The sequence below is a fragment of the Brevibacterium atlanticum genome (assembly GCF_011617245.1).
In the GTDB taxonomy this organism is placed as follows: domain Bacteria; phylum Actinomycetota; class Actinomycetes; order Actinomycetales; family Brevibacteriaceae; genus Brevibacterium; species Brevibacterium atlanticum.
The window spans coordinates 741,743-765,587 of record NZ_CP050152.1 but is presented as its reverse complement, the minus strand read 5'-3'; the positions used below and the strand labels follow the sequence as shown (position 1 = coordinate 765,587).

Annotated in this window: 18 protein-coding genes; 4 read left to right on the top strand and 14 right to left on the bottom strand. The window is 64.2% G+C overall.

Annotated elements, in window-relative coordinates; genetic code table 11:
- Nucleotides 1-389: 389 nt before the first annotated feature.
- The 5 genes from GUY23_RS03280 to GUY23_RS03255 all read right to left on the bottom strand — a co-directional run bounded on the left by GUY23_RS03280 (nucleotide 390) and on the right by GUY23_RS03255 (nucleotide 7,904).
- Nucleotides 390-1,928 (bottom strand): HTTM domain-containing protein, encoded by a 1,539-nt coding sequence (locus tag GUY23_RS03280; RefSeq protein WP_228282702.1) that lies wholly within the window; start codon nucleotides 1,926-1,928, stop codon nucleotides 390-392.
- 152 nt (nucleotides 1,929-2,080) lie between these two features.
- Nucleotides 2,081-4,627: a choice-of-anchor G family protein gene (locus tag GUY23_RS03270; RefSeq protein ID WP_166969701.1), complete on the bottom strand. Its 2,547-nt coding sequence runs from the start codon at nucleotides 4,625-4,627 to the stop codon at nucleotides 2,081-2,083.
- Nucleotides 4,628-5,078: 451 nt separating this feature from the next.
- On the bottom strand, nucleotides 5,079-5,762 hold the full coding sequence (locus GUY23_RS03265; RefSeq protein WP_166975531.1) for a response regulator: 684 nt from the start codon (nucleotides 5,760-5,762) through the stop codon (nucleotides 5,079-5,081).
- Nucleotides 5,763-5,820: 58 nt separating this feature from the next.
- The gene (locus GUY23_RS03260; RefSeq protein WP_228282698.1) at nucleotides 5,821-7,500 is read right to left on the bottom strand and encodes an ATP-binding protein; all 1,680 of its coding nucleotides are present in this window, start codon (nucleotides 7,498-7,500) and stop codon (nucleotides 5,821-5,823) included.
- Complete coding sequence (locus GUY23_RS03255) at nucleotides 7,497-7,904, bottom strand: hypothetical protein (protein WP_166969697.1); 408 nt, start codon at nucleotides 7,902-7,904, stop codon at nucleotides 7,497-7,499. The genes GUY23_RS03260 and GUY23_RS03255 overlap by 4 nt, the downstream gene beginning before the upstream one ends.
- Nucleotides 7,905-8,106: 202 nt before the next feature.
- On the opposite strand from GUY23_RS03255, the gene GUY23_RS03250 reads away from it, so the two are divergent.
- Nucleotides 8,107-9,453 carry a cation:dicarboxylate symporter family transporter gene (locus GUY23_RS03250; RefSeq protein WP_166969695.1) on the top strand — a complete coding sequence of 449 codons (1,347 nt, stop codon included), beginning with the start codon at nucleotides 8,107-8,109 and terminating at the stop codon, nucleotides 9,451-9,453.
- Nucleotides 9,454-9,650: 197 nt separating this feature from the next.
- On the opposite strand, the gene GUY23_RS18900 is transcribed toward GUY23_RS03250, so the two are convergent.
- The 8 genes from GUY23_RS18900 to GUY23_RS03210 form a co-directional block, all read right to left on the bottom strand.
- Complete coding sequence (locus GUY23_RS18900) at nucleotides 9,651-10,295, bottom strand: RES family NAD+ phosphorylase (protein WP_166969693.1); 645 nt, start codon at nucleotides 10,293-10,295, stop codon at nucleotides 9,651-9,653.
- Nucleotides 10,292-10,885 carry a hypothetical protein gene (locus GUY23_RS03240; protein ID WP_166969691.1) on the bottom strand — a complete coding sequence of 198 codons (594 nt, stop codon included), beginning with the start codon at nucleotides 10,883-10,885 and terminating at the stop codon, nucleotides 10,292-10,294. Before GUY23_RS03240 ends, GUY23_RS18900 begins: the two co-directional genes overlap by 4 nt.
- Before the next feature lie 77 nt (nucleotides 10,886-10,962).
- Complete coding sequence (locus tag GUY23_RS03235; RefSeq protein WP_228282696.1) at nucleotides 10,963-12,627, bottom strand: hypothetical protein; 1,665 nt, start codon at nucleotides 12,625-12,627, stop codon at nucleotides 10,963-10,965.
- A gap of 47 nt (nucleotides 12,628-12,674) precedes the next feature.
- Entirely contained in the window at nucleotides 12,675-13,754 is a 1,080-nt protein-coding gene (locus GUY23_RS03230) for a cupin domain-containing protein (protein WP_166969689.1), read from the bottom strand.
- 48 nt (nucleotides 13,755-13,802) lie between these two features.
- Nucleotides 13,803-14,780 (bottom strand): alpha/beta hydrolase fold domain-containing protein, encoded by a 978-nt coding sequence (locus GUY23_RS03225; protein ID WP_166969687.1) that lies wholly within the window; start codon nucleotides 14,778-14,780, stop codon nucleotides 13,803-13,805.
- Complete coding sequence (locus GUY23_RS03220) at nucleotides 14,777-16,624, bottom strand: FAD-dependent monooxygenase (protein ID WP_166969685.1); 1,848 nt, start codon at nucleotides 16,622-16,624, stop codon at nucleotides 14,777-14,779. Before GUY23_RS03220 ends, GUY23_RS03225 begins: the two co-directional genes overlap by 4 nt.
- Nucleotides 16,621-17,868 carry an MFS transporter gene (locus GUY23_RS03215; RefSeq protein WP_166969684.1) on the bottom strand — a complete coding sequence of 416 codons (1,248 nt, stop codon included), beginning with the start codon at nucleotides 17,866-17,868 and terminating at the stop codon, nucleotides 16,621-16,623. The genes GUY23_RS03220 and GUY23_RS03215 overlap by 4 nt, the downstream gene beginning before the upstream one ends.
- A gap of 57 nt (nucleotides 17,869-17,925) precedes the next feature.
- On the bottom strand, nucleotides 17,926-18,810 hold the full coding sequence (locus tag GUY23_RS03210; protein ID WP_166969682.1) for a fumarylacetoacetate hydrolase family protein: 885 nt from the start codon (nucleotides 18,808-18,810) through the stop codon (nucleotides 17,926-17,928).
- A 62-nt stretch (nucleotides 18,811-18,872) separates the two neighbouring features.
- Between GUY23_RS03210 and GUY23_RS03205 the strand changes: the two genes are divergently transcribed.
- The 3 genes from GUY23_RS03205 (at nucleotide 18,873) to GUY23_RS03195 (ending at nucleotide 22,134) form a co-directional block, all read left to right on the top strand.
- Nucleotides 18,873-19,604 (top strand): FadR/GntR family transcriptional regulator, encoded by a 732-nt coding sequence (locus GUY23_RS03205; RefSeq protein WP_166969680.1) that lies wholly within the window; start codon nucleotides 18,873-18,875, stop codon nucleotides 19,602-19,604.
- Nucleotides 19,605-19,624: 20 nt separating this feature from the next.
- Nucleotides 19,625-20,881: a DUF3500 domain-containing protein gene (locus GUY23_RS03200; protein WP_166969678.1), complete on the top strand. Its 1,257-nt coding sequence runs from the start codon at nucleotides 19,625-19,627 to the stop codon at nucleotides 20,879-20,881.
- A 77-nt stretch (nucleotides 20,882-20,958) separates the two neighbouring features.
- Entirely contained in the window at nucleotides 20,959-22,134 is a 1,176-nt protein-coding gene (locus GUY23_RS03195) for a YbfB/YjiJ family MFS transporter (protein WP_228282694.1), read from the top strand.
- A gap of 273 nt (nucleotides 22,135-22,407) precedes the next feature.
- Here the strand turns inward: GUY23_RS03195 and GUY23_RS03190 are convergent, their stop codons facing one another.
- Nucleotides 22,408-23,841, bottom strand: a complete 1,434-nt coding sequence (locus GUY23_RS03190; protein WP_228282692.1) for a 2-hydroxycarboxylate transporter family protein — start codon at nucleotides 23,839-23,841, stop codon at nucleotides 22,408-22,410.
- Nucleotides 23,842-23,845 lie beyond the last annotated feature (4 nt).

Genomic DNA, 23,845 nt, shown 5'->3' with positions numbered 1-23,845 from the left:
TTTTGATCCAACGAACGTGACCCGCAACCTATTCTGTCGAAACTTCCAGTAAGTGTCTAGAGTCTTTCAACCCCGGATGAAGCTCGCACACAGGGTCACCGCTCCTCGGCGCTTTCGGAGACCGAGCTCAACTATCGCCCGATTCCGCCAGGATTCGGGGAACAATCGCCCCTGCAAGGGCTCCGGAGACCTCGGCCAACGACGCCGGACCTGGTTGAAACACACCAGAAATTCTCCACCTATTGTCCACATTGCGATACGCGATCGAATTCGATGGAACAGAAGTTTTCACGCAACCCAAGTTGAGTAACATAAATGCGCGCATGAATGAGTTGCGGAAGTCAAGTAAAGTTTCTTTTTGATCAGACTCGTTTGTCTATTATTCACGATCAAAAGACACCCGACTTTGTCGAATGCTCGTTCCCAGTGGGCAGGTCGGCAGCCCTGACCGAATGTCTCGACCCCGGCGAGTCGGAGTGCCACCAACTCTGCAAGCGTGCATCGAGATTGGCGAAGCTGTTGTCCCGGATGAAGATCGCGTCGACAGCAATCATCGTCAGCGAGAACCACGGTAATCCCATCAGCAACGCGATCCCCAGGTGGAACGACAGAATTCCGAGAAGCCCGGCGATCCTCGTCCAACGGTTGAAGAGCATGAACGGGAAGGCGCATTGGAACAGCACAGATGCCCAGGAGATGACCACCACCATCGGACCCCACGCCGTGACAAGATCCGAGAGCACCGGCCATGTGCCGAACTGCTGGGTCTGCAGCGGGTTGTAGACGGCGAAACCATGCTGCCACGCAGCACCACCGGCCTTGTACAGACCGCCGGACATGTAGATCGCACACACCTGAAAGGCGAGGACCACGATGGCGAGATTGTTGGCCATGATCAGCACCCACCGCCGCTGGCTTCCGACTGCTGTGCCATGTGCATCGGGATCGGTGCCGAATGCGTCACCTGCCACGCCATCGACGCTGAGGACTCGGCGAGATCGGCGAGCTCGACGACGCGCGTCCAACGACCACCGTCGAGTGGTGTCGGCGAAGAGCAGAGCGATCAGAAACATCCGGTAGGCGTTGTCGCCCTGATCACCGGCGCCGTCGTTGAGTTCGATGAAGCTGACCCACAGTACCAGGTAGAACGGCAGAACAATCCGCGTGCGCCAGCCCAGAGTGATGACGATGGCGAGGATCGCCAGGCCGATCATCATTGCCGTGAACAGCGGGGGAACCGTCACCGCCCGATGGAACAGGGAGAACAGCCAGATGTCCGGGAAGTCGCTCTTCGGATCCGCGATCTCTCCGCTCCAGGCGTTTCCGACGCCGAAGGCGTAATGACGGGCGTTGAAATTCGTGAGGATGAGGCCGAGTCCGGTCAATCCGATGAGGATCCGCGTCACTGCCAAGCCATAGGTCGCGTGATAGCGCCCGGTGAGCAGAACCTCGAGCCGATCCCAACCTCGTGCGACCGCCGTGCGCGCCTGGGTCGAGAGCGGCACAATCTCCATGTTCGCCGAATCGATCTTCGCCGAGGCGGTGCGCACGTCGTCACCCCACACGGCTCTCGCGACCTGAGTCGCATATGCTGTGGCCACATGTTCGCTGTCGAGGTACCCACCGACAGCACCATCGGGGTCCTCGTACTCGCGGAGTTTCGTCGTCAGACGGTCCACGGAGTCGCCGCCTCTGAAGGAGTCAAGCTTCACAATCGCTTTCTGATCCTCCGGCTGGTCATCCCAGGACCCCTTCAGATCCGAAGCCACGCCGATGCCCAACCCGGCCGATCGCGGTGGGAAGGGCTTGTCGGTCGAATGGTCCAGCTCGACATCGGTTGCCCGCATCCACCCGGTGACTTCTTCCCCGCTGCTGATCTTGACCACCGCACGAGGCCGGGCAACGGCCTCAGCCGTCGTATCGTGCATCACACATCCGGATTCTGGTCGGCCGTTTCGGCAAATTCGCCTGTCTTACACAGCCGGTTTCAGGAAGTCTCACACACAAGGCCAGGTGGTGGGAGCGAAGCGAAGACTTCGACCCCACCACCTGGCCAGTGCGATCAGCGGCTCATACTGTTTCAGAGGCCACTGCGATTACGATGACGGCGAGTCGCGTAGACCGCGGCCGCACCACCGGCGATCAACAATGCGGCGAAACCGGCCATGGCCAGGGTGCCGTCTGCACCTGTCCTCGGAAGGTTGCCACCGTCGCTGTTGTCCGAAGCGTCCGCGCTTGCACCGGCTTCGACATCGGCCGACGCGCTTGCGGAGGCAGAGGCGCTTTCATCGGACGAGGTATCTGCCTCGTCGCCGTCAGCCGAAGCGCTGGCTTCCGCAGCGTCAGCGTCGTCATCGGATGCTGCCGAGGCGTTTGCCTCGTCGGTCGAATCCGCTGCAGCCGAATCGTCGGCATTGGCAGCAGCCTCAACCGAAGCCTCGTTGGACGAGTCAGCAGTTGATGCCGCGGATGCTGCTGCAGCCGGATCAGCATCGGCAGCGGCCGAGGATTCAGCGTTCGTCGAATCCGAGTTGTCCGCATCGGCTGCGGCGTTCGATGCCTTCTGTGACGAAGCGTTCGGATCGGAAGTCGCATCAGCCGAGGTGTTCGAAGATGCGTCCTCAGTGGCTGCCGATTCGGCTGCCGCTTCGGCATTCTCGTCAGCTTCTGCCGACGCTGAATCGTTGGCATCGTCATCGGCAGCCGCCTCTGACGCCGCCTGGGCAGCTGGGTTCGAATCGTCGTCGGCATCTGCGGACGCCGAAGCCGAGGCCGCCGCATTCACGTTGACGTTCGAGTCAGCATCATCGGCTGCCGAAGCATCCGGGTCAGCGTCCGCATCGGGGTCAGCCGAAGCGTCTGCATCAGTCGTATCGTCCTGATCGGCAGCAGCGCTGTCATCGGCATCTGCGTCATCGTCGCCCGGGGCTTCGTCAGCCGTCGCGCGAACCGAGGACGACGCGAGGTCGACATCGATCGCGTCGGACTCGGGAAGCAGTTCCAGGCTCACAGCGTTGACGGTGAATCCGGGGCCGTTTTCGCCATCAACCCGGCTCGACTCCAACGAGGACTGAGCCGACGCCTGTCCACCCGAGGGATTGGGCGACTGCTCGTTGATCGTGAGGTCGACGACCTGGTTGAGGCCGCTGAGGACCGGGTCAAGTCCGTCCAGGACGGGATCGACGAGATCGGTGACAGCACCGGTTACGTCTTCAGTCGTCGAGTCGAGGACTCCCCCGATGATCGGCTTCGTGACACCGAGGACTGCCTTGACGACCGGTCCGGTGATGGCGTTGACCACAGTACCGACAGGTACGCCGGCCAATGACAGGTCAGTGTTGACGACAGGCTCGGTGTCGTCGGTACCGGCCAGCTGGCCCAGCGTGGCGTCTACAGTGACCTTGCCGTCGGCCGCGGGGATTCCGGCGGCCGTGATGCTCGCGGGCAGCGCGATGTTGAGATGAACATCGTTGAGTGCGTCGGTCAGAGTCTCGTTGACCCGGCCCGACAGCGCACCGAGGGCGTCGGCAACTGCGTCAGTGATCTTCTTCGTGGTGTCGGCGGTCAGCACCTGAGTGTTCGGGTCCAGACCGTTGAGGTCCTCACCGTCGGCACCCTTCACGACCTTGGCGAGGTCGATCTTGATGTCGCCTTTGGCCAGATCGATCGAGACGATTCCTGATTCGTCCTCGAGCTTCTTGTTGACCACGTTTTCGACGACGCTGTTGAGCGCATCGCCGGTATCGACGGAGACCTTTGTATCCTCTCCGCCGACCTTGACAGTGGCGAGTCCCGCATCGACGTCGAGGCCGAGGCCGGCGAGTTCGTCGACCAGCCCTTCGTTGCCGATGGCGTCGTCAAGGGAACCGCCGACACCGTCGATTGCATCGGTGAGTGAACCGGAGAGGTCACCCACAGCAGGGCTGGAGACAGTGAGGGTTCCGTCGGCGACGACGTATTCGGAGTCGGTGGTTTCACCATCGCTCTCGGCGGTCGATCCGATCGCACCCAGTTCGAGGCTGAGCTCGTCAACGATCTGGTCAGTGGCACCGTCAAGGTCCAACTGGCGCAAGAGCGAAGTCAGATCGACCTTGGCGTTGCCGAATTCACCATTGTTGATGTCGTCGAGGTTGAGCGCACCGTCCTTGCCGACAGCACCGGCGCTGGCCTTAGCCGCGTCAGCGGCCGAAGCGTGTCCGTAGGAGTTGAGCGCCCCCGCCTCGCCGAGTTCGAGAAGTCCGTCGCCGCCCTCATTGCTGATGAGCGGGAGGTCGACGCCCGGGAGTTCGAGCCCGAGGGACTGCAGGACTTCCAAGTTCAGCGGTGTGCTGTCCTCGGCATCGTTGGAAGGAGAGCTGCTGTAGGCCGAGAGTGCATCAACGGCATCCTCGGAAAGCAGGTCCGCGTCGATCAGCTGCCCGAAGGCCTCTGAGTCCTCTTTCGGATTCTTTTCATCGGCCACACCAGGTGCCGTCGTCAGCAGGGTCAGCCCCACTGCGGTTGCGGCAGCCACCGTGCCCGCAGCGATCTTGCGGCCGGTCGTGGGCCGGCCTCCGAGCATCTTCATAGTCCTCCACATCGGTATATCTTCTTGATCAGTCGCAGACAGCAGTCTGGACGGAAACATGCAGTTTCCTGGCAGATCGCAGACAACATTACGGAATCATTGATGAGTAATCATTACGTCATTGGCAACGTTATGGTTCCGTTATATTTCAAAATTGATAAGTTCACAATGCGGACAGATCCCACAGGGCCAGATGCTTGATGTCGGAGCGACGTTCACCAACTCACGCCCCTGATCTGCGCCTACATGGAGCTCATCAAAGGGAAGACGAGTGACTCGCGGATCAGCGCTCGCGTGTTCACTGAAATTTCACGACAAGGCCACTAGTAACAAAAATGTAATATTACGCTTCGTGACTTTCTCGTGGAAATTCAACGATTCCTGTCAACACCTCGGTGATCCGTCAGCTCCGCCTTGCTCCGCGAGGTTCGCCCAGCGCTGAGGTCCCTCGGCCAGCGAGCTCATCAACGGCTCAGCCTTCGTCCGGCGGTGTTGAACATACGCTGTGGGCTCACACCCAGCGGTATTCGTACTCCGGTCGGCCCGGGGTTCCGTGCCTGGGTTGCTTGACTGCCTGCTTCGTCGCCACCAGGTGCTCGAGATAGCGGCGCACTGTCACGCGGGAGAGATCCAAGCGCGCCCCCACCTCGGTGGCAGACACCCCCGACCCAGCCGCCGACCCACCTGCGCCTGTCGGCCCCGTCTCGCGCACTACATCAGCCACCGCAGTCAGGGTCTCGGCGATGAGTCCCTTCGGCAACCGGGTCGATGACACCGACCGCAGTGCGGAGAGCGCATTGTCCACCGACGCCTGCGTCGCCAGCAACCCGGATCCGGTGAGTCCGCGCCGGAACTCCCGCTGATTCTCCAACTTCTCCCGGAACATCGCGAAGGTGAACGGCTTGATGAGGTACTGCGTGATCCCCGTCGAGATCGCCGACCGGATCACCTGCAGGTGCCGCACCGCGGTGATCGCGATGATGTCGACGTCCTTCCCGCGCGAATTCAACCGCCCGGCGACCTCGAGCCCGTGCGAATCAGTGAGGTTCATATCGAGCAGAACGATGTCGACAGGCGTACCCGCAGCGTCGAGTTCGTCGAACCGTTCGATCGCGTCGTGCCCGCTCAGGCAGATCCCAGCCACCTCGAACCCGGGCACCCGTTCGACGAAGTCCGCATGCGCCTGCGCGGTCATCGGGTCGTCCTCGACGATGAGCACACGCAGCGCGGCATCATCGCTGACTGCGGCATCATCACTCACGTCCCTCACCTCCTCCAGAGATCGTATCGCCCAGCGGCAGGGTCACCGTGAAGATCGCCCCACCGTCGGATTCGACCTCGATATCCCCGCCGAGGCGGCGCACCGCCTGCCTGACCAGCACCAGTCCGAATCCGCGTCCGCCCGGACCCTCGACATCCGATTTCGCAGAAGCGCCGAGGTGGAAGAGCGCGTCGATCTCATCGACGTCGACCCCCGGCCCGGAATCGGCGATCGTGATGATGAGCTCCGAATCCGCGGCGACGAAGTCCGCCCACACATGCTTCTCGGCCGAATCGGCGGCAGCATCGAGGGCATTGTCGATGAGGTTCCCGGCCACGGTGACGAGGTCCTTGGCATCAAGGCTCTCCGGCGGCAGCTCTCCGGTCGCCGTGACCTCGAGTTCGATCCCGCGCTCGTGCGCCTGCGCGGACTTGCCGATCATCAGCGCCGTGATGAACGGTTCGTCGAGCGAACCGACGAAGGAATCGGTCAGCCGCTGCGCCTCCTGCTTGTCCCTGACCGCGAAGTCGAGCGCCTCCTGACTGCGCCCGAGCTCGATGAGCGTCGAGACCGTGTGCAGCCGGTTCGCGTGTTCGTGGGTCTGCGCCCGCAGCGCCTCGGACAGGGTCGTCATCGTCGCCAGCTCCCCCGTGAGTTCCTGAATGTCGGTGCGATCCCGCAGGGTCGCGACCGTTCCCCCATCAGGACGTTTGCCTGACTCGTCATTCCCGCGCGGCTGGCTCGCCTGCTTCTGGCTGATGACGAGCACACGATCATCGGTGAGGTGGATTTCGTCGACGGCGACCCGGCCGGAGGTGAGAAGGTCACGCACGGATTCGGGGAGGGCCACCTCGGCGAGGGTGATGGGGGTCGACTCATCGGATGGGGGCAGACCGAGCAGGGCTGCGGCCTCGTCGTTGTAGAGGACGAGCCGGCCGGAGTCATCGACGAGGATGAGCCCCTCGCGCAGGGAATGCAGGGCCGAATCGTAGAACGCGAAGAGACGCTTGAGCTCTTCGGGTCCGTAGCCGAGCGTGACCCGCCGCAGATACCGAGCCAACAGCCAGGAGCCGAGCCCGCCGAGGGCGAGCGCCGCGAGCGCGACCATGATGATCTGCGGCAGCGACGCCGCCTGTGCCACCGACAGGGTCTCGAGCGTCACGCCGACGGCGACCATCGCGGTGACCTCGCCGTCGGCGTCTTCGATCGGCACGATCGCGCGTACGGACGGCCCGAGTGTGCCGACATATTCTTCGGTCTCGGACTCACCGGTGAGGGCCTTCGCGGTGCTGCCGAGGTACGTCCCGCCCAGCTGATCCGGATCCGGATGGGTGTAGCGTGTGCCGTCGCGGTCCATGATCGTGATGAAGTCGATGTCGGCGGTCCGGATCACGCTCAGCGCGTAGGGCTGGAGCTGCGCCGTGGGATCGTCCCCGGTCACCGCCTCGGTGACGTAGGGATCGTGGGCGAGGGTCTCGGCGATGGAGAGCACCCGTTCGCCCGTGGCGTGGCGGATGTTGTTCAGCGTCGTCACGTAGCTGGTCACCGACAGGGCGGTGCAGACGATGACGATGAGGACGAGCTGGACGAGGAAGAGCCTGCGGGCGAGCGGGCCGCCTCGGGGGCGGAAGCGATCCCGACCCCGCCGAGGTGGGGCCGGGGTCGTCGTCACTTCTTGCCGCTGCCCGAAATCAGAAGAGCGAGGCCGATCGCGGCCAACCATGTGTCCTTGGCGACCGCGGTGCCGTCCTCGGAGGGGCGGATGCCGTCGTCCTTGGTCATCGAGTCGATGGCGAAGTAGTTCGCGACGAGGCCCGCGGCGAACGTCGTCAGCGCGGCACCGGCGATGCGGGTCGGCACGAACGGCAGGAGCAGGGCGGAGCCGACGGCGATCTCACCATAGGAGAGGAACTTCCCGAACTGGGCGGCGGTGAGGTTCTCGACCACGGGCACACCGTTGGCGGCCATCTGCTGGAGGCCGGCGGCGGCGTCTTCGTCGATGCCGAGCTTGCCGATGCCCGAGTTGAGGATGAAGGCGCCGGGAACTGCGCGCAGGAGTGCGGTGCTGATCTTCACGAGAGTGCTCCTTCTTCGGTGTGTCCTGTCACCTCCACATTAGTCGTGAACGGCGTCTGTGAACACTATGAACGCAACCGAGACAGCAATCACATTTCCTGCCAGAGTAGTCGGGTACATCACCACCGCGGCCAGTCGTCGCGCGCGATCGGGATCCACCGCAGGAGCCCAGGAGCGGAAAGAACCCACTCAAGGAGGAGAGATGGCAACGTCGCCACCGAACGAAAACACCACCACACCGCGCAAGAAAGACCGCACTCACTGGCTCTACATCATGGTCATCGTCGCCGTGTTCGCCGGTGCCGCGATCGGTCTGCTCGCCCCTGATGCGGGCATCGCTCTCGAACCGCTGGGCACGGCCTTCGTGGCCCTGATCAAGATGATCATCGCCCCGGTGATCTTCTGCACGATCGTCCTCGGCGTCGGCTCCGTCGCCCGTGCGGCCACCGTCGGCAAGGTCGGCGGCCTGGCGCTCATCTACTTCCTCATCATGGCGACGTTCGCCCTGGTCATCGGCCTCGTTGTCGGCAACTTCATCCACCCGGGTGATGGCCTGCACCTGACCCCGTACGAGGAGTCCGGCGGCGGAGATGACGAAGGCGGCATGGTCGCGTTCCTCATGAGCCTCATCCCCGGCGACATCCCGGTCCTGCCGACGCTTGTGCTCGCACTCCTCGTCGGCTTCGCGCTGCAGTCGATGGGCAAGGCCGGCGAGCCTGTCCTCACCGGCATCAAGCACATCCAGGCCGTGGTCTTCAAGCTCATGATGATGATCATGTGGGCCGCTCCCGTCGGTGCCTTCGGTGCGATCGCCGCGGTCGTCGGCAAGACCGGCTGGGCCGCTATCGGTGCGATGGCGACCCTCATGGGCGCCTTCTACCTCACCTGTGCGCTGTTCATCGTCATCGTCCTCGGCGGTCTGCTCAAGATCGTCACCGGGCTGAACATCTTCCTGCTGCTGAAGTACCTGGCACGTGAGTTCCTGCTCATCTTCTCCACCTCGTCGTCCGAGTCGGCTCTGCCGCGACTGATCGCGAAGATGGAGCATGCGGGTGTCTCGAAGCCGGTCGTGGGCATCACGGTGCCCACCGGCTACTCGTTCAACCTCGACGGCACCGCGATCTACCTGACCATGGCCTCGCTGTTCGTGTCCTCGGCGATGGGCATGCCGATGTCGATTCCCGAGCAGATCTCGCTGCTGGTGTTCATGATCATCGCGTCGAAGGGTGCGGCGGGAGTCACCGGTGCGGGCCTGGCCACCCTGGCTGCTGGTCTGCAGTCGCACCGCCCCGAGCTGCTCGACGGCATGGGCGTCATCGTCGGCATCGACAAGTTCATGTCCGAGGCCCGTGCGCTGACGAACTTCACCGGCAACGCCGTGGCCACCCTGCTCATCGGCAAGTGGACGAACGAGATCGACCTCGATCAGGCTCGCGCCACGCTGTCGGGTCAGAGCCCGTTCGATGAGCTCTCGCTCCAGCCTGACGTTCACGGTGCGTCGACGAACGCGTCGGAAGGCGGCGAGAAGGAGAAGGTCACCGCGAACTGACCTCCGGTCGCTTCCGCACCACAACCACCGCGGGTGCCGTCGTCCTCATCGTGAGGATGCCGGCACCCGTGGTGTTTCGTCTCCCCTCGCCGAGGCGGCTCGACCCTGACATCGCGCGTTTCCTGGTCGTCGAGGATCGGTTTCAGAGGCCCACAAGTGAAATCCCTTCTCTTGGGATGTCACTTGTTGGCATACGGTCACCGAATGGGCCAGCCCAACCGATTTCGGACTTTCACAGCCATGACGCGAACATCGTCGTGCTCGAGTGTGCGGGAAAAACTCGGCGTTGCCGGAAATGCGGAGACAGCCCGGGTGAACAGCACCACCGCAGGGTCGCCCAAGACAGCAGAAGGAACCGAGAGACCGTCGATCCGATCACCTAGCTGATCATGGATCGCCGCAGCCCACGCTCGGCATGTACTCTTGGGTGCCTGCGGAAGCGAGGCTGAGGCACCATGGCGTATCGCCCAATCCCCGGATCCTTCGCCACCGGTCAGATTCAGCAGCTCGAGCGGTCGGCTTGGGACCCATCCCGATAGTGCCCTGTTCGAGGTGAGAGTGATCGACCGACTGTCCTGGAACACCTCGGCGAAACAGGTGACGTAGCTGGATGCCGCGTAGGACACTCCGGCTGTCGAGGGTGAACCCAGTGGGCCATTGTGCGGATCCCACCGCTGGCTGCGGATCGGTCCCGTCCAGCGAAGATCGTTCCACGCCGCCGGATGCGAGCCCGACGTCGTATGAATTCGCCACAAGGCACCGGTGTACTGGTAGACGGTTCCTGAAGGAAGCGACAGTGGAACCGAAGGTGCGTGTGGGTTCTTCGGTCGAGTGGGGCTCACTCGTACTCCAGCTCAGCAACCAGCGTGGACACAGCTTCAACGGCGCCGCCTGCGCTCAGCCACTCAACTGGCGACCTGCCGTCGAGCTCTTCGTTCCCCTCTGTCATGAATTGCTGAATCGTCAGGGGGTGTACGTATTGCGGGAAGTTCGGGATGATTGCCCGCAGCCCCGGAACCACCTGCTGGCCATCGAACTGCCAGGCTGGAAACAGAGTGGTGCGTCCACTGCTGGTCGGCAGGGCGTAGAGGTCTCCAGCCAATTTCGAGCGACGAATACTCGCGCCGTGCCGTCCCAGGAGCTCGGATACCTCAGCAGTGGTCAGGGCAGAGCCCTGTGCCTTCTGTTCTGCGAGTGCTCGGTCCCCAGCGATCTGGACCCGTGCGGATTCATGAGCCTGCGGGGTCAGATCCTCTTCTGTGAGATCAGTGGCTTCGAGCAAGAAGGACCGTTCACCCGTGGACAGAGGCTCCGAGGCTGGGTCGGTCATCTCTCGGAGGATATCCATGAAGGCATCGACACTCAGCGGGTTGCCCCGGCGGCTCAGGGCGGACTCGAGACGTGCCGTGTGGTCAAATGCCTCAGTGCTCATACACACAATGTTACGCCGTAACTCAAAGCAACACTAGAGTGACATTCGTCGGGAGAATACCGCCCGTTACCAGCACCTCACCCCTTCGACATCACAAATACCGTCACCGAGCTCCCCGCTAGGTCCATCCGAAGCGTTCCGTCCTCAGCGACGCCTCCAACCCCATCGCTCGGCGATGCCGATGAGCTCGAACCCGCAGATGCCCCGGCCGACTCCGACCCCGAAGCCCCATCCCCACTGAACGGAACATCATCAGGCAGCGGGTTCGCCGGCACCACCTGCGTCGCGCTCTTGACCTCATTCGATTCCCCATACACCTGCGACGCGGAATCGACAGCAAATCCTGACGGCATCGACAGAGTCACCGGATTCCCACCGACGTCGGCAGCATCGTTGGCATTGATCACCGTCGTCACCAGCGTGCGCCCGTCGTTCTTGACCACGGTATAAGCGCTCATATTCCCCCCGCCCTTAGCCGAGGTCGAAGTGAACTCCCCGCCGACGCTCGGCGCGAGCAGCCGCAGCCCGAGCATATTCGGCCGCGCCTGAAATGAGTTCGACCGGTCCCCATGATCGGCCGGATCGCAGATGAGCGACATCGGGGCTCCGCCGTTGCAGGCCCCGAGCATCGAATGCATCGCCATCCGCTCTACCCCGAGGGTCGCCGCATAGAGCGTGTAGTCGGCCGCCCACAGCGCCGAGGCATTCGTCAGTGACGTGTCGTTCGTGCCCGGGCAGCTCGTCGGCCCTGTCTCCTCGAGCCACAGCGGCAGATCAGCCGCGTCAGCTTTGGACTTCCCAATCCCGAGGTTCTTCTTCGCCGCTTCCTTCGCCAACGGGTCGATGAGGTTCGCGGCCTGCGGTCCGCGACCGGGCACCTTCGTGGAGTCGCATTCGTAGAGCTGGTACCAGTGCTGGGACAGCGCCGTCTTCTTCTTCACGTCCGAGTCCGCGAAGGCCGTCATCCACGCCCCGTCGTAGACATCGGGGCCGATGATCGGCGCATCGGGGCGTTTCGCGTGGATCGCCTTGACATACGCCTCGAGCTGACCCACGTACTTCTTCTCGTTCCACCCCTTGCCACGCACCGCACCGCCTGGCACATCGTCGATGGTGTACCCGTTCGGTTCGTTGCCGATCGCCAAACCCACGAGGGAATCGCCGAGGATGTCGACCGCGTGCGCGGCCATGTCCGCTCCGCGACCAGGATCAAAATTCCCCAGAGGGATGCCGATGGTGACCGTCGAACCGGTGGCATCGACGAGCTTCTTCAGCCGCTTGAGATCATCAGGGGTCACCGTGGTCTCTTCGTCGTGTGCGGGCTTCTCTCCCTTCGACGTCCAGAACGTCCGACGGTCGAGAGCATTGCCGCCGAATCGCAGCGCCGGTGACCCGAGTGACTTCAGCTCCTCGTCGAGGTTGGACTTCGCCGGATCGAGTCGTGGATCGGCCAGGTCGGTGGCTTCGAAGGAGACCCCGATATTGTCGGCGGCAAAAGCAGCGCCGGTCCGCTTGGAATCAACAGTGACAGTGGCGTCCTCGCCGGAAACGGAACCGGCGAACGACTGCTCGAATTCGGTCGGGGTCGGACTCGGCTCAGGCGACTGACTCGACGAAGAGGACCCTTCCGGATCGAACAGTGAGCAGCCCGACAGAACGAAGGCGAGCGCCGCCGCGCCACCCAGAACCCTCCACCCGAACTTCACGCCAATAACTCTGCCGTGTTCTTCCGGAATCGCCAACTCCCGCAGTGCCGACCAGCGCCACACAACGCTGTCGAAAAGAGAAGTCAGGCCTCTGGCGGCGGTCCCACCACCACGAGGTCGAGCTCTGCCTGAGCCTTCGCGAATCCTGCGGCCGGGAAGTGCGGCTCTCCGCCCTCGACCTGGACGTACTCATCGGTGGGCTCGTTCATGTACTCGAAGAACGGTTCGAACACCGGTGGTGTGAGCAGGCCGAGCATGTGCGTGTTGTTCGCGGCCAGAGAGAAGCTGTGGATCGTTCCTGCCGGCGCGTGGAGGAAGTCGCCGGGGGCAAGGACCACCTCTTCGCCGTTGGCATGAAGCTTGACCCGACCGCCGAGGCAGAGGAAGTTCTCCGAATGCTCCTGGTGGAAGTGCAAAGGAATGTAGGGTGCCTTGGCGCCCCTTGTGTCCATGGCGAAGAACCTGCCTCCGGTGTTGCGGGCGCGCACCGGGTAGGTGTTCATCTGTTCGAAGGTCTCGTAGCGGTCGCCGTAACCGGCCGCATTGACGAAGGGCACCTCGCCCTCGGGCAGATGATTGCCGGGCCGCTTCGCTTCGGATCCGCCGACAGGAGTTTCGCCGGACGAGGTGTCGTCTCCGTCGTGGATCGTGACCCCGTAACCCTCGGTGAGCTCGCTGCGCAGCAAATCGGAGACCGCCGAGGCGGGACGCCTGGAGAAGATGTGCGATCCCGTCGCTTCCCCGGCCTCGCTGGCCAGTCGGTGCAGCCACTCCTCGGTGGAGTAGAGGAACAGCGAGTTGAGCGTCGCCCCACCAGCGATCGAGAACCCGGTTCCGGCAGGGACCGAGGCCGAGTCCCCGCCGATGAGTCGGTGGGCTCGACCCTCGAGGGTGAGAGTCACCTCGCCCTCGATGACGTGGATGAACGAGTGCCCCGGAACCGACAGCGCCGGCGAGGTCGAACCGCCGGGAAGAGCGATCCGGTACAGCGCGAACTCCCCACCGGTGTCCGCATGCCTCGCCATCGTCGTGACGTGCCAATCGCCGAGGTGGTGGCGCAGGCCTTCGCCCGCAGCCAGTGCGAATGGGGCGAGCTCTCCGGGAAGTTCGTCACGCAGCAGAGCGGTCTTCTGGATGCTCTCCCAGTCGAATGCAGTGGTCATTGTCGGCCTTTCATCAGTCGTGGAACGGGGGTTCGGTGGAGTGCCCGATCAGCGCTCGGACCCGCCGAGGTGGTGGGTGAAGAAATCGCGGACGAGCGTGAAGGAGGCATGACGTCCGTTCGGGTCGAAGCTGCCGCGGTTGTCGGCGGTGAAGGGAGTCTCTGGTTCGGCCTCGAGACGGCCGTTGTCGAGTCGGACGCCGGGACCGAGCTCGAGCACTTCTCCCGGGTTGAAGAACCCATGACCGAAACCTTCGATGAGGTAGAGCAGGGACTCACCGCCGCGGGCACTGAGATATTCGTGGAGGCTGCGCGACTGATCAGCGGGGACTGCTGTGTCTGCGGTCCCGTGGAGGATGAAGAAGGGCGGCGGCTCGCTGACGTCGAGGTGCACAGGGCTCGCCTCGCGGGCACGCTCACGCAGGTCCTCGTATGCGGAAGCGGTGGGAGGAAGTCCGCCGAGGAGGTCCTCCTCTGGTGTGGCCGCGCGCCGGTCACCCGGCGCCGGCTCTGCCTCCTGTCCTGGTTCGGATGCCGGCAATCCTGGCAGCAGAGTCGCGATATCCGCAGGACCGTAGCCGTCGACGACGCAGGCCACCTCGGTGCTCAGTTCCTCGTCCTCGGTGGGGATCGTCTCTCCGGGCAGCCTCGGTGTGGGGGCGCTCAGGGCGGTGAACGCGGCGATGTGCGACCCTGCCGAAGAACCCCACAGGCCGATCGACTCACCGTCGAGGCCGAATTCGCCGGCGTTTCGGCGCAGCCAGCGCAGCGCCTGCCGCAGGTCGAGGACTTGGGCCGGATGTGGGTGTTCGGGGGCGAGGCGATAGTCGATGGAGACCATTGCGAAACCGGCCGCACAGAAGTGTCGGGAGAAGTCAGGGCGGGCCGTGCGGTCCTGCAGCCGCCACCCGCCTCCGTGGACCCAGACGATGACGGGCCATCCGGTCTCCGGAGGTTCGCCGGCGGGAACGTCGAGGTCGAGGAGCAGCTCGGGATGGTTCGGGTCGAATGCGATGGTGTGGGTCATGAGGCCTCCCTCTGATGGTTCGCACGACGCGGGGCTGAGTCGTCCGCTCGTTCGCGCGTGCGGTCTCCTGTCGTCGACGTCCCGACCGCCCTCAGCAGCGCCGAGGCGAGGACCGCGTCCGGTGACGCATCGCCGGTGCCACCACCGTCGGCAGCCTCGTCGTTCTCGGCAGCAACCGAGGCAGCAGCCGAGGCAGTGGCCGCGATATGGAGGTCCGGCCTCACGAGCACGAGGTCTTCGCCCCAATGCTCACGTGCTGCCTGGGCATCGGTTCCCGACAATCGGATGACCCGCAGTGGGATCGAGTGCTCTCGCGCTGTGCGCTCGACTGCTGCGGTGTCAAGGTGGGCGGAAGCATCGTCGGTGACGAACACGGTGAAGCCGCGCGCCTCGGGGTACACACTCGCCCCGTCGGCGAGGCGAAAGTGCGGGAGCAGGCATCCGGGCAGAGCCTGGGGTCGGTATTCGACGGCATCGACGAAGGGGACCGGACCTGGAGCGACGCGGGAGGTCCCGGCATACTCGTATCCGAGCACGAGCCCTTCGGAGTGGAACTCACTGCCTTTCACCGCCAGGGCCTCACGGACCTGTGATCGCACCTCATCACCCTCGGCACCGGCCTCGTCGAGCAGCGGGTCGACGAAGTCATAGGCGAGGGCCTTGCCGTTCGCCGCGGCGTCGGCGATCATCCGGGCTGCCACGGGACGCCGTTCCTCCTCATAGCTGTCGAGGAGGCTCTCCTCCGCCCAACCCTCGTGGACGGCGATGAGCTTCCATGCGAGATTCTCCGCATCGGAGATGCAGGTGTTGAACCCGTGTCCGCCCCACGGCGGATTGAGATGCGCAGCATCTCCGACGAGGAAGACACGTCCATTGCTCTCTCGGCCCCCGTAGGAGTCGGCGAGCAGCATCCGCGCAGTCCACGAATCGGTGGCGAGCACCTCGATGTCGACGTCGGGGCCGACACCTGCCATCGTGCGGATCGCTGCAGCCACCTCGGCGGGGTCGTCGATCGGTTCACAGCCCTGGAGGATGGCCCACCATGTGCCGTCGCGGTCGAGTTCGCCGATCATCCCCGAGGTGGTCTCGTTGACGATCCACCATTGCACGGCCGGGTCGATGCTCACCTGGTCGCGCAGCCTCGCCGAGGTGAAGACGACGTTGAAGTTCGGGCGCGGGGCACTCGTCCCCTGAAAGGCGATGCCGAGGGATTTGCGCACGCGCGACGTCCCGCCGTCGGCCCCGATGATCCACTTCGCCTCCAGTTCGACCGTGGCGGGACCCCCGCCGGCGTCAGCGCCGACACAGTCACCGTCGGCCGAGGCGACGCTGAGGGTCGCGGCTGACGGGGTCGCGGACGACAGAGACGCGACCGTCGGGTTCGCACCCAACGCTCGCACTCCGGTGATGTAGGTGATGCGGTCGCTGCACGCGGCCGCGTCCCGCAGCACCTGCTCGACCTGAGGCTGCGGGATCTGCTGACCGCATTCCGGGGAGAGATCGTAGTCGGCGTCGATGAGTTGGAACGCCTGGTGGAAGCGTCTGAGCTCGTGGCCTCTCAAGCTGGTGCAGAAGATGACGTCTTGGGAATAGGAGACGGGCAGTGCGGCCGTCTCACGGACTCTTTCGGCCAATCCGATGCCGGCCAGCAGCGACATGGTTCGCGCATTCGTGGTCTTGGCACGCGGACGCAGATGGTCGATCTCGGCTCGCGGTTCGAGGACGACCGAGTCGATGCCGGCGTCGGCCAGGCGCAGCGCCAGATAGGTTCCGCTCGGGCCGCCGCCGGCGATGGCGACGGTCGTGCGGGAGGGAACCTGGTCGAGTCCGTGGACGATGGTCACGCAGTGACTCCTTCTGCAGGCTTGGACGTGGCAGGGTTTGCGGTTCTCTCACGCAGGGGCATGGCGATGGCCGCGACCACGCCGAGCACGGCGGGGATCGCGAACCATAGGGCGGCAGCTCCCGGGGAGCCTCCGACGGTGGCGGCGATCGCACCATAGGTGGGGCCGGCGATGGCACCGAGGCGGCCGGCGGCGAGGGCCCAACCGAGCCCGGTGGCGCGGACCTCGGGCGGATAGTACTGAGCGATGTGATCGTTGATCATGTTCTGAGTGCCCATTCCTCCGACGCCGGCGAAGAAGATCGCGGCGAAGAGCAGCAGGTGGTTCTCCGTCATCGACACTGCCAGCAGCGACAGGGCCGCGATCGAGAAGCCGAGGATGACCATGTACTTCGGGGCCGACTGCTGGGCTATCCATGCAATGACCACGGTACCGATGATGCAGCCCAGCGAGTAGATCGACAGGAACGCGATCGAGGACTGTGCGGCGAATCCGGCACCCTGCATGATGACAGGCAGCCAGGTCGTGATCCCGAACATGGTCAGCATGCTGATCGCGCACACGATCCAGAACAGCAGCGTCGGGACGAGCTGACGGGCCGTGAACAGTCGCGAGACCCCCGACGCGCGGACACGACCGGCGGTGACGGGAGCAGCCTTCGCCGCAAGGAAGACCTCGGACTCGGGCAGCCACCGCCACACCGCGAGCAGCAGGATGAGTGAGAGCCCGCCGAGAGCATAGACCGGGCGCACACCGTGGTCGACGACGAGTGCGGTGGCGCTCAAGGCCCCCACGAGCGAGCCGACCGGCGGCCCGGTGAGCACTGCTCCGACGGCGAGAGAGACCTTGCCCTTGGGTGCGGACTCATTCGCAATGGCCACAGCGGTGGGCAGGACTCCGCCGACTCCGATACAAGTGATGAACCGGAAGACCGCGAAGACCGTGAAGTTCGGGGCAAGGGCGCACAGGATCATCCCGACGCTGAAGATGCCGAGCGAGGTCATCAGCAGCCGTCGCCGGCCGAGCCTGTCGGTCAGCGTTCCGGCAGCCAGGGAGCCGAGCAGCATACCGATGAGTGCGATGCTGCCGACGGTGCCGGCGAGACTCTTGGTCACACCCCAGTCCGGGTTGCCGAGGAAGCCCGGCAAGGTGGCGCCGTAGACGTAGAGGTCGTATCCGTCGCAGAGGAGAGCGATCCAGCAGATGAGGAGGATCGCCCACGTGGGGGTTCGCAGCTGTGTCATTGATCTTCGCCTTTGAAGTGGTGGTCTCGGACAGGACGGGTGGAGTAGGTCGCGGGCTCAGTTCGAACGGGCGGCGATGTGGTTCTTCAGAGTGCCGAGCTTGTCGACCTCGACTTCGACGGTGTCGCCGGGCTGGAGGAGCCATTCCGGCTGACGCGTGTAGCCGACGCCTTCGGGGGTGCCCGTGGCCAGGAGGTCGCCGGGCCGCAGAGTGAAGGTGCGAGAGATGAGCGACAGCGTCGAGGCCGGAGAGTAGACGATGTCAGAGGTGTTGCCGTCCTGGACGGTCTCGCCGTTGACCCGGGTCCGGACGCGCAGCCCGTCGGCGAGGCTGCCGACTTCGGAGGCAGGCACGATCGGGCCGAGCGGCCCCGAGTTGTCACCGTTCTTCCCGAGGATCCATTGGGAGGTGAGCTTCTGTGCGATCCGGGAGGTGACGTCGTTGAACGTCGAATAGCCGACGATCGCAGCCTGCGCTTCGTCCTCATCGGCATCGGCCAGGGTGGCGCCGACGTACGCGACGATCTCGCCTTCCCAGTCGAGGCCGCGTTCGTTGGCGGGCACCGGGATTTCGGCACCGTCGACGGTGAGGCTGCGGGTCCAGCGCGCGAAGAGTGTCGGGTGCTCGGGGAAGGCCTGCTCCTTGAAGCTGCCTTCGGCGTGGTGGGCGCGATAGTTCAGCCCGATGCAGATGACCCGCGCCTCGGGCAGCACCGGGGGCACGACACGGTAATCGGCGATGGCGACGACTCCAGTGGGCTCTGAACGATCGGCTCCTGCACGATCGGCTCCTTCACGCTCGGCTTCGCTTTCCGCCGCGAGGTGCGCATCGGCAGCGGACCAGAACTCCCGGAGTTCCCCGATCACACGTGCCTCGGTCGCAGACACCTGGTCAGCCACGTAGACGGTGCGGTCGGGAGCTTCCAGTCCGATGAGCTTCATTGCGTCTCCTCGCAGGGTAAAGAGCTTAAACATATGTATGTTTTGTATGGTTAAATAGAAATATGGCACAGATCACTGACGATGTCCAGAACTCCGCCGAGGCTCTCCTCCCCCGATCGGGCAGCCGTTCCCGTCCGCTGTCGCGCGGGGAGCACCTGGCCGAATCGATCCGCGACGCCATCCGTGAACGCGAGCTGGGTGCCGGCGACTTCTTCGGCACGCTTGAGACCATTCGCGAAGAGACCGGGTTGGCACGGACCACCGTGAGCGAGGCGGTCAAGCTCCTCCGTGATCGCGGTGTCCTCGTCGTCAGGCCCGGTCGAGGCGGAGGTCTCTTCGTGGCGAAGACGACCCCGATCGTGCGTCTGCGGCATACGCTCATGCGCGTCGAGGGCGATCCCGCCTCGGCCGCGGATGCCATCGAACTGCGCGAGTCGCTCGAAGAGCTCATCGCAGTGAAGGCCGCGATCCACCGGTCGGCTGCCGATTGTCGGCAGCTCGAGGGGATCCTTGCCGAGATGCGTGCGGCTCAGACGTGGGATGACTTCATGCAGTGCAACTGGAAGCTGCACGCGGCCATCGCGGCGATCTGCCCGAATTCGATGGCCCGACCTGTCTACGAAAGCACTCTGGGGTTTCTCTCAGGTGCTCACGCCGAGCAGGACGGCGAGGTCGACGCGAGCTACTGGGGCACTCGCCTGCAGGTGCACGAGGACCTCGTCGCCGCTATCGCCTCGGGTGATCTCGAGGCAGTGCGGGCAGCCGTCGCCGACCACGCCTCCTCACGCAGCTGAGTGTCGAAGGAGAGACGCAGATGATCGATGAGAACCCCACCCCGTTTCGGCAGTTCATGTATCCGCCGGGACATCCGCGCATCGACGACCTCAAAGGACTCGATGCCTACGAATACCGCGAGGTCGCCAAGACCCCGGGCACGTTCACCGGAGGTCTGATCGCCGGGTGGGAGCCGCTCTACCTCAACGACTTCACCGGCATCACCGCGGACGGGCAGGTCATCGACGGCCTGTATCCGCTGACGCCCGCGGATCCGGGCGAGGAAGCGCCTGTCGCCGACATGCTCAGCGCTGCCGAGGCACTGTTCGCGGCCTGCTCCGCCGACGAGGCGGAGAAGCTGCGTTATCCGGTCGACGCGGTCGAGTGGCAGACCTGGGCCAATCCCGAGTTCATGCAGTTCGACACCGGCCTGCGACTCGAGTTCGCCTCGGAACAGGTGCAGCAGGCTGCGCTCGGCCTCGTTCGGGCCAGCCTGAGCGACGAGGGGTTCGCACTCACCCATTCGATGATGCTCATCAACGGATTCCTCGGCGAGGTCGTGGGACTGGAGAACATCCTCGGCGAGTTCTCCTACAACTTCGCCGTCTACGGCACTCCGGATCTCAGGGCTCCCTGGGGGTGGCAGCTCTACGGTCATCACTGTGCGGTCAACTGCCTCGTCGTCGAGGGGCGGATGACCATCTCGCCCGTCTTCCACGGGGCCGAACCGAACGAGATCGATGCAGGACCGCACGCCGGTCTGCGTTCGTTCGACGATCGTGTCGACGCGGGCACCGACCTCATAGCGTGCATGAGCGAGAGTCAGCGCGCCGAGGCGGTCATCTACGAGCAGATCGTCGATCCGGCAATGCCCGAGGGGCGCATTCATCCCGGCGATGAGCGCCATCTTGCCGGGGCGTTCCAAGACAACCGGGTCATCCCCTATGAAGGGGTGCGGGTGGGCGCGCTGGACGCTCGGGCACAGGAGGCCGTCGTCGATCTTGTCGGAACCTTCCTCAGGATTCTGCCCGAGGGACCGCGGCGTGCGAAGGTGCGCGAGGTGAGAAATCACCTGAACGAGTCGTACTTCAGTTGGATCGGCGGGACCGAGCCGGGGGATGTGTTCTACTACCGCTTCCAGTCGCCGGTCCTCCTCGTCGAACTCGACCACCACTGCGGAGTGTTCCTCGACTATGACGTCCCCCAGCGTTTCCATGTGCATACGCTCATGCGTGTGCCCAATGGCAATGACTATGGCCGTGCCTGGGTCCGTCAGTGGCAGCGATCGAGGACCTGAGGGCGAGTCGGGCATAGAGTGGCCGATGGCGGCTCGACCGCCTCGCCCAGTTGCCACCGACCGAAGGGGTCACATCAGTGAACACGTCTGCCGGTCTCACCCCCATCCGCGGCGCCCTGGGCCTGTCGGTGGCGATGGGCATGGGCCGCTTCTTCTACACCCCGGCCCTGCCGCTCATGGTCGCGGCGCTCCATTGGGGCTCGGCGCCCGGGGCGTGGATCGCGACCCTGAACTATGTCGGCTACTTCATCGGCACCCTCGTCATCGCCCGCGGCTGGGTCGAACCCAACCGCTTCGTCTACCGCCTCAGCCTCATCGTCTCCACCCTCGGATTGGCGGCGGTGGCACTGACACCGGACCTGCTGTGGCAGGGCTGCATCCGCACCATCGCCGGGATCGCCTCGGGGCTGATCTTCGTGTGCGTGACCCAACGGATCCCCGCGAACTCTACCAAGCCCCGCGACGGCGGCATCTCCTACGGCGGAGTGGGCTTCGGCATCCTCGTCTCCGGGACCATCGTGCTCATCGCCGGCAGCGTCGCCGACTGGCGTCAGCTCTGGCTCATCTGCGCGGCCGTGTCCGCCGTGTTCTCCGTCATCGCCTGGACCTGGCCGATCCCGACTCGTGTCCCGGTCGCACCTTCAGCACAGCCGCAGAGCACCGACCCAAACCCCGACACCCCCGCCGAGGCGGTCTCCCCCTTCGACGCCAACCGCCGCCGAGCCATGGCCATCCTTTCGACCGGCTATTTCTTCCAAGGTGGCGGCTACATCATCATCGGCACCTACCTCGTCGTGCTCGCCGGTCCTGTCTTCGGAGCCACCGCAGCCGCCTCGACGTGGCTCATCGCCGGGATCGCCACGGCGGTCTCTCCCCTGACCTGGTCGGCGGTCGTTTCCCGCATCGGCACGGTCAAGGCGCTCACCGCCTGCTACTGCCTCCAGGTTGTCGGCGCCCTGCTCGCCGTCTTCGGCTCGACCCCGATCGTGCTGATCTTCGCCGCGGCACTCTTCGGCTTCACGTTCATCGGGGCGGTGATGATGACGATCGGCGTCGGCACGCAGATGGGAGTCGCGAACGCCTCGGCGAAGCTGACGTCCTGGTACAGCATCGGTCAGATCGTCGGGCCCGCCATCGTCGCCGCCGTCCTGAGCGAGCACATCGCCGCCGCCTTCATCGCCTCGGCGATCGCGTTGGCCGTCGCTATGGCCCTGACCCTCATCGGCGTCCTCACCGCGAACATCGACCGCTGACCGCCCGAACCCAGCGTGATTGGCGACGACGGCAAGCGTGCTGCTTCCCCGCACCGTCGGGCACGCTCGGGCGTTTGCGAGGCGTGTACTTGATGAGTGGCCCACCGGCGCAGATGCCCAATCGCGAACGCCCTGGTACCCGCGGAGAATTTGGATGCGAGGGCTAGTCAGATCGCAGACACGATCGCCGCCATACCGTCCGAGCCGTTCTAGGCTGATCTTGCCTGCCGAACTTCAAACTGACGGTTGCTCCCAACTTCACCACTCCGTGCACTACAGCAGATAGGGAGCCAGCGCGGAGAGCGCGACAAGCACCAACCCACCGCCGATGCGTGAGGAGATCGAGAGAAACGGGAGCAGGTTAAGGCGCTGCGAGGCCTGAAGCACCGCCAAGTCACCGCTCGAGCCGAAGTCGGCTAGGCCCAATCCTGCCGAGATGGCTGATTCGACCCAATAGAGCTTGACCAGCCAACCGACAAATCCGGCCACGACCGTCGCAACCACTACGGTCAGCAGAGTCATCGTCATATATCCCGGGTCGGAGACCAAGGAAAGGACTTCGTCGATGTTGATGGCAATGATGCTGATGGCCACCAGGATCGCTGGAATCATCGCATTGGCGACGAAAACATACCAGAGGTCGACGGACTCCTCCACATATTGCGGCAGCGGAACGAAGATCTTGGCCAGCGCACAGATGAGAATGAGGAAGACATAGGCATGCAGCACCGGGAACAGATCGCTGAGCAGGTTCGACACCGCGAAGAGTGCCCCGGCGATGAAGAAGCCCATCGCAGCCAGCTTGATCGCCGCAGTCGGCGACGAGAGCTTCTCGGCGGTTTCCTCAGGGAGGCGAACTCCCTGCGCGAGGACTCCGTTGCCGTTGAATGCCTTGAACTTGTGCCCGTGCTTTTTGCCCAAGTTGTTGAGTACCGCAGCGATGATGATGCAAAGGATGTTGGCTACCGCGACCGCCGGGACCAGCGCGGTCAGGTACTCCGCCGGCGACTTGTCACCGTTCTGTGCAAGGATCTCCGAGATCGGAATGGCACCCGCAGCGACACCGCCGCCTAAGACCGGGCCAGCGACGAAGAAGATCGCATAGCCGGCACCGACTCCGGTGACCGCGCCGATGAGTCCCAGCAGACCGAAGCACACGACGATCGTCGCAATGATGGGGATGAGGATTCGGGCACCGGCCTTGATGAGCAGTCCGCGCGGCATCCCGAGGATACTGCCCGTGATCAGCGCCGCCACCACGAACTCGCCGAACCCAGAGGTGTCGTAAAAGCTGGTAACCAGCCCCTCGATCGACCCTGGCAGGACTCCGAAGTACTTGAAGACCGCAGGTATGAGTATGCAGAGGATGACTCCCCCGCCGATGACTTTGAAATAGGGGATCGAGTTTCCGACCCACATGAGCACGCCACCCAAAGAGATGACAACAGCGAAGGCCGCGGTCATCCCCGTCCCCTCGGCCGTCAGGCTCACGGCGACGAGGGCGATGATCGCCATTGGGATGAACGCAAGGACCGGCAGCCCCATGATCGTCCGGTCGACTTTACTCGTGCTCTCCTGGGTGGCCTCCGCCTGGACAGAGTCCTCTTTGACTTCTCGGCTCGTCATGATCGTTCCGGTCCTACCTGATAGACAAACATCATTGATTGCATACAGTTCAGTGTATGGTGTTTCCAGAATCCGCTCCATTGCT